11 protein-coding genes are annotated in these 14,409 nt (G+C 60.3%); 4 read left to right on the plus strand and 7 right to left on the minus strand.

Going from position 1 to position 14,409, the window contains the following annotated elements; genetic code table 11:
• Positions 1-53 precede the first annotated feature (53 nt).
• Both htpG and GH769_RS05450 read left to right on the plus strand, forming a co-directional pair.
• Positions 54-1,958, plus strand: coding sequence for a molecular chaperone HtpG (gene htpG / locus GH769_RS05445; RefSeq protein WP_014717738.1), 1,905 nt, complete (start codon positions 54-56; stop codon positions 1,956-1,958).
• 66 nt (positions 1,959-2,024) lie between these two features.
• On the plus strand, positions 2,025-2,753 hold the full coding sequence (locus GH769_RS05450) for a dienelactone hydrolase family protein (RefSeq protein WP_032902986.1): 729 nt from the start codon (positions 2,025-2,027) through the stop codon (positions 2,751-2,753).
• A 99-nt stretch (positions 2,754-2,852) separates the two neighbouring features.
• Here the strand turns inward: GH769_RS05450 and GH769_RS05455 are convergent, their stop codons facing one another.
• Entirely contained in the window at positions 2,853-3,719 is an 867-nt protein-coding gene (locus GH769_RS05455; RefSeq protein WP_032902988.1) for a pirin family protein, read from the minus strand.
• Between the two features lie 62 nt (positions 3,720-3,781).
• The gene (locus tag GH769_RS05460; RefSeq protein WP_014717741.1) at positions 3,782-4,198 is read right to left on the minus strand and encodes an OsmC family protein; all 417 of its coding nucleotides are present in this window, start codon (positions 4,196-4,198) and stop codon (positions 3,782-3,784) included.
• A gap of 139 nt (positions 4,199-4,337) precedes the next feature.
• Here GH769_RS05460 and GH769_RS05465 point away from each other — a divergent pair, with 139 nt between their 5' ends.
• Together GH769_RS05465 and GH769_RS05470 are read left to right on the plus strand one after the other, a co-directional pair.
• On the plus strand, positions 4,338-5,360 hold the full coding sequence (locus GH769_RS05465; RefSeq protein WP_032902990.1) for an amidohydrolase family protein: 1,023 nt from the start codon (positions 4,338-4,340) through the stop codon (positions 5,358-5,360).
• Between the two features lie 96 nt (positions 5,361-5,456).
• Positions 5,457-7,082 (plus strand): methyl-accepting chemotaxis protein, encoded by a 1,626-nt coding sequence (locus GH769_RS05470; protein ID WP_020301701.1) that lies wholly within the window; start codon positions 5,457-5,459, stop codon positions 7,080-7,082.
• A 186-nt stretch (positions 7,083-7,268) separates the two neighbouring features.
• Here the strand turns inward: GH769_RS05470 and fabB are convergent, their stop codons facing one another.
• From fabB to GH769_RS05495, 5 genes are all read right to left on the minus strand, one after another.
• The gene (fabB, locus tag GH769_RS05475) at positions 7,269-8,489 is read right to left on the minus strand and encodes a beta-ketoacyl-ACP synthase I (protein WP_003190033.1); all 1,221 of its coding nucleotides are present in this window, start codon (positions 8,487-8,489) and stop codon (positions 7,269-7,271) included.
• A gap of 11 nt (positions 8,490-8,500) precedes the next feature.
• A complete protein-coding gene (fabA, locus tag GH769_RS05480) occupies positions 8,501-9,016 on the minus strand; it encodes a 3-hydroxyacyl-[acyl-carrier-protein] dehydratase FabA (protein ID WP_003190035.1) in 516 nt (171 codons plus the stop codon).
• Positions 9,017-9,265: 249 nt separating this feature from the next.
• Positions 9,266-11,167 (minus strand): ATP-binding protein, encoded by a 1,902-nt coding sequence (locus GH769_RS05485; RefSeq protein WP_014717744.1) that lies wholly within the window; start codon positions 11,165-11,167, stop codon positions 9,266-9,268.
• Positions 11,164-12,093, minus strand: a complete 930-nt coding sequence (locus GH769_RS05490; protein WP_020301703.1) for an ABC transporter substrate-binding protein — start codon at positions 12,091-12,093, stop codon at positions 11,164-11,166. The genes GH769_RS05485 and GH769_RS05490 overlap by 4 nt, the downstream gene beginning before the upstream one ends.
• Before the next feature lies 1 nt (position 12,094).
• Entirely contained in the window at positions 12,095-14,215 is a 2,121-nt protein-coding gene (locus GH769_RS05495) for a TonB-dependent siderophore receptor (protein ID WP_317147082.1), read from the minus strand.
• Positions 14,216-14,409: the final 194 nt, after the last annotated feature.

Consider the following 14,409-nt stretch of genomic DNA (forward strand, 5'->3'; position numbering starts at 1 on the left):
GCCGCCAACCCTCAAGGGCGCGGCCACTGCCATCCAATTGGAGTTTGATGACCATGAGTGTGGAAACTCAAAAGGAAACCCTGGGCTTCCAGACCGAGGTGAAGCAACTGCTGCACCTCATGATCCATTCGCTGTATTCCAACAAGGAAATTTTCCTTCGCGAATTGATCTCGAACGCCTCTGACGCTGTCGACAAATTACGTTTCGAAGCCCTGTCCAAGCCTGAGTTGCTGGAAGGCGGCGCGGAACTGAAGATCCGTGTGAGCTACGACAAAGACGCCAAGACCGTCACCCTCGAAGACAACGGTATCGGCATGAGCCGTGACGATGCGATCACCCACCTGGGGACCATCGCCAAGTCCGGCACCGCAGATTTCATGAAGAACCTGTCGGGCGACCAGAAAAAAGACTCTCACCTGATCGGCCAATTCGGCGTGGGCTTCTATTCGGCCTTCATCGTCGCCGACAAGGTTGAAGTCTTCAGCCGCCGCGCCGGCCTTGACGCCAGCGAAGGCGTGCACTGGGCTTCCAAGGGCGAGGGCGAATTTGAAATCGCCACGATCGACAAGGCTGACCGTGGCACGCGCATCGTGCTGCACCTGAAAGCCGGTGAAGATGAATTCGCCGATGGCTGGCGCCTGCGCAACATCATCAAGAAGTACTCCGACCACATCGCGTTGCCGATCGAGTTGCCCAAGGAACAGACCGTTGCCGAAGGCGAAGAAGCCCCGGCGGTGGAGTGGGAAACCGTCAACCGCGCCAGCGCCCTGTGGACCCGTCCGCGTACCGAGATCAAGGACGAGGAATACCAGGAGTTCTACAAGCACATCGGCCACGACTACGAGAACCCGCTGAGCTGGAGCCACAACAAGGTTGAAGGCAAGCTCGAATACAGCTCGCTGCTCTACGTACCGGCCCGTGCTCCGTTCGACCTGTACCAGCGTGAAGCGCCAAAAGGCCTGAAGCTGTACGTGCAGCGCGTGTTCGTAATGGACCAGGCGGAATCCTTCCTGCCGCTGTACCTGCGCTTTATCAAAGGTGTGGTCGACTCCAACGACCTGTCGCTGAACGTGTCGCGGGAAATCCTGCAGAAAGACCCGATCATCGACTCCATGAAGTCGGCGCTCACCAAGCGCGTACTCGACATGCTGGAAAAGCTGGCGAAGAACGAGCCTGAGCAATACAAGAGCTTCTGGAAAAACTTCGGCCAGGTCATGAAAGAAGGCCCGGCGGAAGATTTTGCCAACAAGGAAAAAATCGCCGGTTTGCTGCGTTTTGCCTCGACTCAGGGTGAAGACGGCGAGCAGGTTGTGTCCCTGGCTGACTACCTGGCACGTGCCAAGGAAGGTCAGGACAAGATCTACTACCTGACCGGCGAAACCTACGCCCAGGTCAAGAACAGCCCGCACCTGGAAGTCTTCCGCAAGAAAGGCATCGAAGTGCTGCTGCTGACCGACCGTATCGATGAGTGGCTGATGAGCTACCTCACCGAGTTCGACGGCAAAACCTTCGTCGACGTGGCCCGTGGTGATCTGGACCTGGGTAACCTGGACTCCGAAGAAGAGAAGAAAGAAGCCGAAGAAGTCGCCAAGTCCAAAGAGGGCCTGGTTGAGCGCATCAAGGCTTCCCTGGGCGAAGCGGTGAGTGAAGTGCGGGTTTCCCACCGCCTGACCGACTCTCCTGCGATCCTGGCCATCGGCGAGCAGGACCTGGGCATGCAGATGCGCCAGATCCTGGAAGCCAGCGGCCAGAAAGTGCCGGATTCCAAGCCCATCTTCGAATTCAACCCGTCTCACCCGCTGATCGAGAAACTCGATGGCGAGCAGAGCGAAGAGCGGTTTGGTGACCTGTCGCACATCCTCTTCGACCAGGCCGCCCTGGCAGCCGGCGACAGCTTGAAGGACCCGGCCGCGTATGTGCGCCGACTGAACAAGCTGTTGGTTGAATTGTCGGTTTAACACCGTTGTAGAAAAACCCGCTTCGGCGGGTTTTTTCGTTTGTGCGCACCTCAACTGGAGTGAATCATGAGCCAAGTCACTGTACGTTCCGTGGTCTATCAGATTGATGGCCAGTCTTATGAAAGCCGTCTGGCATTCGATGCCAGCCACAAGGGCCCGTTGCCGGGACTGCTGATGGCGCCGAACTGGATGGGCGTGAGTGGGGGGGCCGAAGAGATCGCGAAGGCCGTTGCCGGCAAAGGCTACGTGGTGCTGATTGCCGACCTCTACGGGCAAAACGTACGTCCTTCAAATGGCGATGAAGCGGGCGCGGCGATGATGCCGTTGAAGAATGATCGCCCGTTGCTGAACAAGCGCATGCAAGCCGCCTTCGAGCAACTGCAAGGCCAAGCTGAAGCCGCGGTGGACACGTCGAAACTGGCCACCTTCGGCTTCTGCTTTGGCGGTTGCTGCTCCCTGGAACTGGCCCGTACCGGCGCGCCGCTGAAGGCTGCCGTGTCGTTCCATGGCACTCTGGATACACCGAACCCCGCAGACGCGAAGAACATCAAGGGTTCAGTGCTGGTGCTGCATGGCGCCTCGGACCCGTTGGTGCCCAAAGAGCAACTGCCGGCGTTCGAAGATGAAATGAACGCGGCGGGTGTGGATTGGCAGTTGCTGAGCTACGGCGGTGCGGTGCATTCCTTCACCGACCCCCATGCCAATGTGCCAGGCAAGATGATGTACGACGCCAAGACCGCTGCGCGGGCTTTCCAGTCGATGCATAACTTGTTGGATGAAGTGTTCAAGGGCTGATTTCTCAGCGCCTGATCGGACGCCATCGCAGGCAAGCCAGCTCCTACATTCTAAAATGTGTATACCCATCAAATGTGGGAGCTGGCTTGCCTGCGATAGCTATTTCACAGGCAACTCGATTCTTTCTGACTCCCCCGGCACAGTCGGCCAATCCCCAGCCGCCCAACGCTGTCTCGCCTGCTCGATCACCGCCGGGTCGCTCGCCACAAAATTCCAGTTGATCCGTCGCGGCCCATCCAGCGGAGCCCCGCCAAATACCATCAGGTGGCAATCACTCTCGGCATACAGGGTCATCTCCTGCCCAGTCGGCAATACCACCAAGCTGTTCACCTCCAGGGCTTCACCGTCCAACTGCACCTCACCCTCCAGCACATACACCGCACGTTCCTCATGTTCATCAGGAATCAACAGGGTGGTGGCGGTTTGCATCTGTACCTCGGCATACAGCGTCGGCGACAGTACCGGCACCGGTGACCTGAGGCAAAAACCATCACCGGCGATCAAACGCACCTGCACGCCGAGGTTATCGCTTATCGGCAAGCTCGCCGCTGGGTGATGGCTGTAGTGTCCGGGCCCGGTCTCGTGGTCCTTGGGCGAGGCCAGCCATACCTGCAGGCCGTGCAGGTTGAAGCCACTGGCCTTGACCGCTTCAGGTGTGCGCTCGACGTGGGCAATCGCGCTGCCGGCGGTCATCCAGCTGACATCGCCGGCTTGCACCACCTGGTCCGAGCCAAGGCTGTCCTTATGCTGCAAGACGCCTTCAAACAGGTAAGTAAGGGTGGACAGGCCGATATGGGGATGCTGGCGGATATTCATGCCGTTACCCGGTGCGTAGCGGGTCGGCAGCATGTGGTCGAAAAACACAAAGGGCCCGACGCTGCGGCATTCACGCGAGGGCAGGGGCCGCAGGATAGGCTGGCCTTCTACATCTTCGGGGCGAGGGCGAATCACGGTGAGAGTGGTCATGGGCATCCCAGTCTGAGCGGGTTGGATGCTTTGAGCATAACCCGCTCGATGGGAAGGTGGGGCTATTGGCTGAAGGCACCTTCCGACAATTTCGTCTCGATAGTGACTTCGGCAGTGGTCATCAGCTTATGTACCGGGCATTTATCGGCGACGCGGTGCAGTTCATCGCGCTGGGCGTCGGTGAGTACGCCCTTGAGAGTCAGCTTGACGTTGAGCTTGTATTTACCCTTTTGCTCTTCGGCGCTGTCGTGAGTGACCTCCACGGTCACGCCGGTCAGCGGGATAGCTTTTTTCTGCGCGTAGAGCCTCACGGTCAAAGCTTTGCACGACGCCAGCGCAGCATCGAAATAATCGTGGGGGGAGGGCGCCGAATCGTCACCGCCCAGGCTCTTGGGCAGGTCGGTAAACAGCTCGTGATTATTGATATTCACGCTGTGACGAAAGTTTTCAGCGTTCAGCGTATTGACGGTAACAGGCATGGCAAACCTCATAAGGGCGCAGGATGAAGGTCATGCAGTTATAGAGCATGCTGGCACTCCAGTGTTCCGGTTTTTTCCATGCTGAACCCTGAAGGCTGGCGCAAGGTCTACCCGTATCAGCCCATATTGAGGTTTTACCGTGTCTGGAACCCGCCTGAGTCTTGCCTTGTTGCTTGCCATCAGCAGCCTTGCCGCGCAGGCTCGTGACTATGCCTACAGCGACGCGCACCTGCATTACGTGGATTTCTTTCAGGAGAGCGCCGGCATGGACAAGCTGCTCAAGGCCATGGCGGACAACCGCATTGAGCACGTCATGATTTCCGGGATTCCCGTGGCCAAGAAATGGCACGAAGACGAGCCCAAGCGTCCGCGCTATTACGCCGGTGACGACGCCGATGCTTATTGGTACAGCGCCACGGATGTGATCGTCGCGGCGGCAGTGAATAAACTTTCTCCTGCGCAACGCCAGCACTTTCACCCGTTCCTCGCCGGTTTCAATCCCAACGACAAGAACTCCGCCGCCCACATCCAGCGCATGCTCGACCTCAACCCTGGGCTGTGGCAGGGCATCGGTGAAGTGTTTACCCGCCATGATGACCTCACCGCGCTGACTTCCGGCGACACGCCGCGTGCCAATAACGAAGCCATGACGCGCATCTACCACCTGGCGGCCGAAAACGACCTGCCGGTGATGCTGCATTCCAACATTACCTCCAAACGTGAGCGCAACCCACTGTACCTGGCGGAAGTCGAGCAGCCGTTACGCAACCACCCGCACACGCGTTTTATCTGGGCCCATGCCGGTACCAGCAAGGAAATCCACCGTCATCAGGTGCAAATGGAGTTTTTGCTGCCCACCTTGGCGCGCCTGCTTGAGGCTTACCCCAACCTGTATATCGACTTGTCCTGGAGCATGCTCACACCGTATCTGCTGGACGACGCCGGCAAGCCACGGTCGCAATGGGTTGCGCTGGTGGAGCGCTTCCCGGATCGCTTCATGCTCGGCTCCGATGTTGTGGGGCGCTTCAATAAGTTGGGCAAGGAGATGCGCCGTTTCGATCCTTTCCTCGATGCGTTGCCCGAAGACGTTGCCCACAAGGTTGCGCGCGACAACTTCCTCGCCATCCTGCCCAAGCCGCATCGCGATGGCGACGCGCGTTGATATCGCGTTTTGATCTTATGCTCATGACCTCAGGTGCCGATAACGTCCAAGAGACCCGCTGCAGGTGGATGCAGTACTTTTGGAAGGAACCCTGGCATGAATATCCGCAGTTTGAATATCGCCCCTCGCGCCGGCCTGGGCTTTGGTGTGCTGGCGTTGATGGTGTTCGTCTTGGGCGGCTTTGCCCTGTTGCAGATGGCTAATATGCGCCAGCAGTCGGACCAGGTGGAGACCAACTGGCTGCCCAGCGTCATGGCGGTGGGGGAGATGAATCAGGATGTGTTGCGCATTCGGGCGCTGACGTTGCGCTTGCTGGTCAACCGCGACCCCCAGGCGGTGGCGCAGAACGAGCAGAAAATCGCCGAGATCAAAACCGGCTTGCATCACGCTGAAGGCGTGTACGAGGCATTGATCGTCTTGCCTGAGGAGCGGGTGCTGTTTGATCGCTTCAAGGTCGAGGAGCAGCAGTACCTGCAACGCCAGGAGCAAGTGGTGGGCTTATCCAAGGCCAATCGGCTGGAGGAGGCCATTGCGGTGGTCAATGGCGAAATGAATCAGATGGCCGACCAGATGGCCGTGACGCTGCGTGAGTTGGTCAATCTGAACAAGTCCAGCGCCAACGAGGCCGCCCGGCTGGCACAGCAGGTGTTCAGCCAGTCGCGGGTCTGGGTAATGACCATGATTGGCGTCACGGCGTTGATCACGATTGGCCTGGCGGTGTGGCTGACGCGCAGCATCGTGCTGCCGCTGGCACAGTCGTTGAAAGTGGCCCAGGGCGTTGCCAGTGGCGACTTGACGGGCGACATCAGGCTCAGTGGCAGCGACGAGCCGGCGCGCTTGCAACAGGCGCTCAAGCGTATGCAGGAGAGCTTGCGCGACACTATCCGGCGCATATCAGAATCATCGAACCAATTGGCGTCGGCTTCCGAAGAGCTCAGTTGCGTCACCGAGGATGCGACCCGTGGCTTGCACCAGCAGAACCAGGAAATCGAACAGGCGGCCACGGCCGTCAATCAGATGACGGTGGCGGTGGAGGAGGTGGCGAGCAATGCCGTGGCCACGTCCCAGGCGTCTCGCGAATCCGACCGCATTGCCCAGCAAGGGCGTGAACAGGTGCAGCAGACGGTGGTCTCGATTGAAGCCCTCGCCACCGATGTGACCGCCAATGTGACCCAGGTCGAAGCGCTGGCGCAAAAGGTCTATGGCATCAGCACAGTGCTGGATGTGATTCGCTCGATTGCCGAGCAAACCAACTTGCTGGCACTGAACGCGGCGATTGAAGCGGCGCGAGCAGGGGATGCCGGGCGCGGGTTTGCGGTGGTAGCCGATGAGGTGCGGGCCTTGGCTCATCGCACACAACAGTCGACCCAGGAAATCGAGCAGATGATCAGCGGGATTCAGCAGGGCACCGACCAGGCTGTCAGCTCGATGCAACAGAGCAACACACGGGCGCGCTCCACACTGGAGATCGCCAAATCGGCGGGCATGGCCCTGGAAGAGATTGCCTCGGCATTCACCTTGATCAACGAACGCAACCTGGTGATTGCCAGTGCCTCGGAGCAGCAGGCGGCGGTGGCGCGGGAGGTGGATCGTAACTTGATGAATATCCGCGACCTGGCGCACCAGACATCGACCGGGGCCAATCAGACCAGTGCAGCGAGCCAGGAGTTGTCGCGGTTGGCGGTGGATCTGAATTCGATGGTGGCGCGGTTTTCGGTGTAGGGCGGGGAACCGGGTTGGCCCAATCGCAGGCAAGCCAGCTCCCACACTGGACCGTATTCCTTCAGGGTGAACGCGGTCGAAGGTGGGAGCTGGCTTGCCTGCGATAAAGGCGACGCGGTTTCAAATCAAACGCAAAAAAAAGCCCCGAACCAGTCGGGGCTTTTTCATGTGATCAACCTGCGGGGCTTACTTGCCCTGCCAGCGCTTCAGTACCAAGGTGGCATTGGTGCCACCAAAACCAAAGCTGTTGCTCATCACGGTGTCGATCTTGGCGTTTTCAACGGTCTTGGTCAGGATCGGCATATCGGCCACAACCGGATCAATCTCGTCGATGTTGGCCGAGCCGGCCATGAAGTTGCCTTCCATCATCAGCAGGCAATAGATCGCTTCGTGAACGCCAGCGGCGCCCAGGGAGTGACCCGACAGGCTCTTGGTGGAGCTGATTTTCGGAGCCTTGTCGCCAAATACCGCACGCACGCCTTCCATTTCCTTGGCATCGCCGACCGGGGTCGAGGTGCCGTGGGTGTTCAGGTAGTCGATTGGGGTGTCGACGGTGGACATTGCCATCTGCATGCAGCGGATGGCGCCTTCACCGCTTGGCGCAACCATGTCGTAGCCGTCGGACGTCGCGCCATAGCCAACGATTTCCGCGTAGATCTTCGCGCCACGGGCCAGGGCGTGTTCCAGCTCCTCGACCACCACCATGCCACCACCGCCGGCGATGACGAAACCGTCACGCTTGGCGTCGTAAGCGCGGGAGGCTTTTTCTGGGGTTTCGTTGTACTGGGTGGACAATGCACCCATGGCGTCGAACAGGAACGACTGGCTCCAATGCTCTTCTTCACCGCCGCCGGCAAATACGATGTCCTGCTTGCCCAGTTGGATCTGCTCAACGGCAGTCCCGATGCAGTGGGCGCTGGTGGCGCATGCGGAGGAGATCGAGTAGTTCACGCCCTTGATCTGGAATGGCGTAGCCAGGCAAGCGGAAACGGTGCTGCCCATGGTCCGCGTGACACGGTAAGGGCCGACGCGCTTCACGCCTTTTTCGCGCAGGATATCCAGCGCTTCCATCTGGTTGAGGGTCGATGCGCCGCCGGAGCCGGCGATCAGGCCGGTGCGTACGTTCGAAACCTGGTCTTCGCTCAAGCCGGAGTCCGCGATCGCGTCTTTCATGGCCAGGTAGGCGTAGGCGGCAGCGTGGCCGACGAAGCGATAGATCTTGCGATCGATCAGTTCTTCGAGGGGCAGGTCAATGGAGCCGGAAACCTGGCTACGCAGACCCATTTCGGCATATTCCGGGTTGAAGCGGATGCCAGGGCGACTTGCACGCAGGTTAGCGGTGACGGTCTCTTTGTCATTGCCCAGGCAAGAAACGATGCCCAGACCAGTGATAACGACGCGGCGCATGCGGATAACCCTTAAAAGTTGTCAGTGGAAGTAAATACGCCGACCCGAAGGCCTTCGGCAGTATAGATCTCGCGACCGTCGACAGTCACCGAACCGTCGGCGATGGCCAGGTTCAGCTTGCCCTTGAGGACGCGCTTGATTTGAATGTTGTAGGTGACTTTCTTGGCGCTCGGCAGTACCTGGCCAAAGAACTTCACTTCGCCCGAACCCAGGGCGCGACCGCGGCCCGGCAGGCCTTGCCAGCCCAGGTAGAAACCGACCAGCTGCCACATGGCATCAAGGCCCAGGCAGCCTGGCATCACAGGGTCGCCTTCGAAGTGGCAAGCGAAGAACCACAGGTCAGGGGTGATATCCAGCTCGGCGACCAATTCACCTTTGCCGTACTTGCCACCCTCTTCGCTGATATGGGTGATGCGATCCACCATCAGCATGTTCGGGGCGGGCAGTTGCGCGTTACCTGGGCCGAACAGCTCACCGCGACTGCAGCGCAGCAGGTCTTCCCGAGTAAAGGCGTTTTGTTTGGTCATGCGAGCTCCTCAATAATCCCATGCGGCAGGGTAGGGCAAATCTTCCCGAACCGAATGAAGCGTTCATGCCTCATAGCGGCAGCCTACACATAGACTATTGCGTTGTAGTGAAAGTCACAGCGGCAAGGCACTGAATGTACACTTGTTCACTGAAATTTTAAACCGGGCCTGTTTATCAGCCCGTTCGGGTGCCTAAGACTGCCCCACTTTCGTCTTTCACGCCAGTCGCAGTTGGCTGATGGCGCGGCGCTATTGCACCCAGCGCTGCAGGATTTGCTGCAAATCCGTGCGTTTGAACGGCTTGGCCAGGTAATCGTTCATTCCGGCTGCCAGGCAGGCTTCGCGATCGCCCTGCAAGGCGTTGGCCGTCAGGGCGATGATCGGCAGATCGGCGCAGCCAGGCAGTTGGCGAATCTGCCGCGTGGCCTCGTAGCCATCAATCAAGGGCAGGCGGCAATCCATCAGGATGGCGGTGAAAATCAAGCTCTCGGCGCTGCGGATCGCCTCGGCGCCGTCCGTGGCCAGGCTGACTTCGAAGCCCAGGCTGCGCAGCATCGCTTCGACCACGGTGCGGTTGACCGGGTTGTCCTCCACCAACAGTACGTGGCGCCCATCGCCCGCGCTGGCTTTGCCAAGCGCATCAGGAGCGGCGACCGGCACATGCTGCTGGTCAATGGCCAGCGGAATCTCCAAGGTGAACACTGAGCCTCGACCTTCTTCGCTCTGGGCGCGCAAGGTGCCGCCCATACGTTCGGCCAGGGTGCGCGCAATCGGCAGGCCCAGGCCCGTGCCACCGTAACGCCTGGAAATGGAGCTGTCGGCCTGCTGGAAGGCATCGAACATCAAATCCAGGCGTTCGGCAGAAATACCGATGCCGCTGTCGCGCACGGTGCAGGTGAACCACAGCAACTCATGGTCCAGGGTTTGCCAGTGGGGCTCGACGGTCACGCTGCCATGTTCGGTAAATTTCAATGCATTGCCGATCAGGTTTACCAGAATCTGGCGGATCCGCGTCGGGTCGCCGCGCACCCGCAGGGCTTCCAGGCCCATGGGGATGGGCAACTCCAGGCTCAGCCCGCGCTGTTGGGCACTGTGCTGGAACGCTTGGGCGCAGCTGCTGATCAGGTCCGCCAGGTTGAACGGAATATGCTCCAGCTCCAGTGCGGCGCGTTCAATGCGTGAGAAATCGAGGATGTCATTGATCACCTTGAGCAAGTGCTCGGTAGACTCCGAAGCCAGCGCCGCATACTCGGTCTGCTCCTCGGTCATCTCGGTGGTTTCCAGCAGTTGCAGCATGCCCAGCACGCCATTCATGGGCGTGCGCAGTTCATGGCTCATCATCGCCAGGAAATCCGACTTGGCGTTGTTCGCCCGCTCGGCTTCTTCACGGGTCTGGATCAACTGGGCCATGGCTTGTTGCTGTTCGCGACTGGCCTGGTGAAGGCCCTCGGCCAGGTTGTTGATATGCCGCGAGAGGTCGCCCAGTTCCGAGTCATCGACGATGGGCAGTGGCGTCTTGTAATCGCCTTGCTGGATGGCCTTGACCGCATGCCCCATGGCGCTGATCGGCTTTGACAGGCTCGCCGACAAGCGCCGCGCCAGCAGGAAGGTAAACAGCAGGGCGAACAAGGCCAGGATCCCGGCCTTGAACAGGATCTCCTGCTGGCGCTGGCTGAACGCATCATTGGACATGCCCACGATCACCCGCCCCAGGTAGTCCGCGCGGGGGGCCTTGGGTTCGTTGAGGTTGTCCTGGAAAAAGTCATTGTTGAGCTGGATGTGTTGCAGGCGGATCGGTGCCTGGAACACCTTCACCGACAGCGAGCGATCATGTCGCTCGGACGGCTGCTCCACGTACACCAGGATGTTCTCGGCGCTGTCCTGGATCTCCAGGAAGCGTACATGGGGCGTGGCCAGGGTTGCACGCAGCAGGGATTCAAGCACGTCGTTGTTGCCGGAAATCACGCCGTACTCAGTGGCGGGCGCCAGCTGGTTGGCGATCAATTGACCGGTGTGGTCCAGTTCCTGGCGCAAATCCTGGATGCGCACAAAGGTGAAGAAGGTGATGAGCAGCAGGGTCAACAGCAGCGCGGGGCCCAGGGTAATGAGCTGGGTGCGGGTGTTGATATCCCAACGACGACGCAAGGTCATGGACGTTGTTCTCCTTCGGCCAAGCGGGCGGCAACGGCGACTTCATCGACCTGTTCGATGCCCAGTGAGCGTGCGACTTGCGGGTTGCCCACGACTTTGAAGTGTTCAGGGTAGAGCGTGTGCGGCCAATTGGCCGGCGGCTGGTCCAGCAGATGGTCCAGCACGGCGAGCCAGTCGGCCTGATCGCTGTAGGTGCTGGCCAGGCTGCCGGCCCGCACAAAGCCGGCATTGGGCCCCACCAACGGCAGTTGTCGGGCGTAACTGCTCAGCAACAGGTTTTTTACGGTTTTGGGGTTGTACAGGTTCGGATCGTCCAGGCCCAGTAGCACGTCGCTGTTCTTGAACAGGTTTTGCAACGGGCGGCTGTCACTGGTGTTGTCCCAGAGCTGGGGCACGATTTCCAGGCCGATGGGCTTGGCGGCCTGCATCAGTTCGCGCAGCAGGAACTCACTGCCGGCATCGTAAAGCACGCCAACGCGCTGGGCCTGGGGCAGGATATGGACGATCAGGCGCAACTGACGCTCCAGCGGCGGGTCGCTCCAGAGCAGGCTGATTTTCGCCGGGTGCGTGTTGCCCAGGCGTTGCCGGGCCTGGAGGCGGCTGATGCGCAACACCAGAGCGGGCGGCCCCTGGGCATCCTGCAGGCGCCAGTCGAGGCCGGGCAGGTCGAGGAGGATCAAACGGGTGCTGGCGGGCAAGTCCCTGGGCGCCGGCAACTCGTTGAGGGGGGTAAAGCTGACCTGGTCGTTGGGGCGCTGTTGGGCAAGGGCCTGAGTAAAGGCGCGCACACCGGCACCGTCCTCGGCGGCCGTGAGCAGGATGCTGGCACTCCAGGCCGGCGCTGCCAGCAGCAGGCACGCCAGCAGCAGGCCGCGGCGCCACAATCGTGAAACCAGGAGGCGTGTCATCCGTGACTGATCGGCCATGTCAGAAGTCCAGCTCGGCGCTGAAGTAGAGAACGTGGCGATGGTCGTAGTTGTTGTCCGCCCAGGTGGTGGGTTGGTTATCCAGGCGTTGTTGCAACATGCCCGCCAGCTCCACGTTGGTTTTGCCTACGGCAATGCGCTTGGCCACCCGCAGGTCGACCCGCTGGAAGCGATATTGGTTGAGTGCGTCGTCGCCATAGTAGAACAAGGCGCTGGACCACCCCTGGCCCCATTCACGCAGCCAACCGGCCGAGCCGCTGTTACGCGCGGTTTGCGCTTTGTCCAGCGGGTTGCTGGAGGTGGCGTCTACATAAGCATAGGTCAGGCGCAGGCGGTCGGCGCTACTCACGCGCCAGTCGAACTGTGACTCGGCACCGGTGAAGCGCGAGCTGTTGGCGTTACTGGCGATGTACTGGTTGTTGCGCAGCGGCGAGCTGATCATGTCGGTGATTTCGTCATAGAACAGCTTCACGTCGACATTCAGCCCCAGCTCGGCAAAGAAGCCGTTGTAGCCCAGCTCGCGTGAGCGCATCAACTCTTTGTCGAGGTTGCCGGGGCCGCGCGTCACGACAAAATATTGCCCGGCGTTTTGCCCGTAGGTCGGGGAGCTGAGATTGGTGACACGGTAGCTCCAGTTGACGTTGTTCTCGAACATGTCCGGCGAGCGGATGGCCTCGGAGTAAACCGCGCGCAAGCCGTGGCGGGGGTTGATCAGGTAATTGACCGCCACACGGGGCGTCAGCGAGTTACCGCTCAGGTGCGTGTCTTCGTACATGGCGCCACCTTGCAGCAGCCAGTGTTCGCTGGCGCGCCATTCCAGATGCCCGAACAGACGCCAGGTGGTGTCGTCCAGGGTGCCATTGAAGTAGGTCTCGGAGTCGGCGCGGTCGTAGCGGTAATTCATGCCGCTGACCAGGCGCAGGCTGTCGGAAAGGCTGAGCGTGTCCTGAATCTCCACGTCGTAGCGGCTTTCACGGGCGCTCTGGTCGATATCGCCGCACACGCTCTGGTTGGCGCCGTTGCGCCACTGGCCCAGCACCTGATTGGCCAAGGCCTGTTCGGCGGCGCTGCCGGGTGGTGCGGAGCCTTGGCTGTAGGTGTCCATGTGCCGCGCCAGCTGTTCGGCATAGTTGGGGTTGAGCTGCCATAGCTGGGTCAGCTCCGGGCTGAACGAGACCTTGGCGTCACAGGCTTTCCAGATTTGCTTGCGGTCCCATTGCTGTGCCGAACCTTGGATATACAGGCTGTGGTCGGGGTTGAAGTCGAAGTTCCAGCGCAGGGAGCCCGCATAGTCTTTGGCGGTGGCGTCGGAATTGCTACCGCCTTCGGTAATCCCGGCAAACACCGGGGTGTAGGTATAAGGGCGCTGGTTCGTGCCTTCCTTGACGTTCAGTTGCCAATCGAGGCTTTGTTGCCCATTCAAGGTCTGGCTCACCGCCAGGCTGAAACGGTTGAGACGGCGCCCGTCACGGCGGTCGGCGCCGGCTGCGTCGCTGTCAAAACCATCGTCCTGTTGCCCGGACAGGGACAAGCGCAAATCGCCGGTCTCCCAGCCCACACCCTGGCTGGCATAGAAGTCATTGATGCCACGTTCGCCACGGACCACCTTTATCCGTGAACCCTGGCTGTTGGCCGGCGAGCGGGTGAGGATATTCACCACCGCCATCAGTGCATTGGCGCCGTAGCTGACGGTGTTGGGGCCGCGAAAGACCTCGATGCGCTCGATATCCTCCATGGCCACCGGGATATCGCTCCAGTCCACCGTGGCCAGGCCAGCGCGGTAGACCGAGCGCCCGTCGATCAACACCTGCATGCGCCGGGCATCACTGGCGCTGGTGCCGTGGTAGTTCACCGAGGCCTGGTTGCCGCTGGTGTAGCCGACCATCATCCCGGGAACCAGCCGCAGCAGTTCCGAGATGTCCCGGGCACCACTGGCCTTGATCAGCTCGCTGTCGATCACCGTCATGCTGCCGGGCACGGCGGCGGCCGATTGCTTGAGGCGCGTGGCGGTCAAGACCTGGGGCAGCGGCTGGCTGTCGAGGAACAGGTCGTCGGCCTGTGCGCAGGTAGCGCACACCAGCATCAATAACAGTGATGAGCGAGGAGGAGGGCCTAGATACACGGCACGGCCTTGTTAATTGCGGATAGCCGACCATGTTAACCGAGGCGCGGCTATTTGCCAGTCGTCGGACTTGCATTTACTTCGCACACCCGTGGCATTTTCTGACAAAACCGCGAATTGATAGGGGGGCTGGCCGCAAGCCGGGCGCCCCGTATAATGCCGCCATCGCCACTGGTATGGATTAACGGATTGCA

The sequence above is a fragment of the Pseudomonas sp. CFSAN084952 genome, assembly GCF_009648855.1.
Lineage (GTDB): Bacteria > Pseudomonadota > Gammaproteobacteria > Pseudomonadales > Pseudomonadaceae > Aquipseudomonas > Aquipseudomonas paracarnis.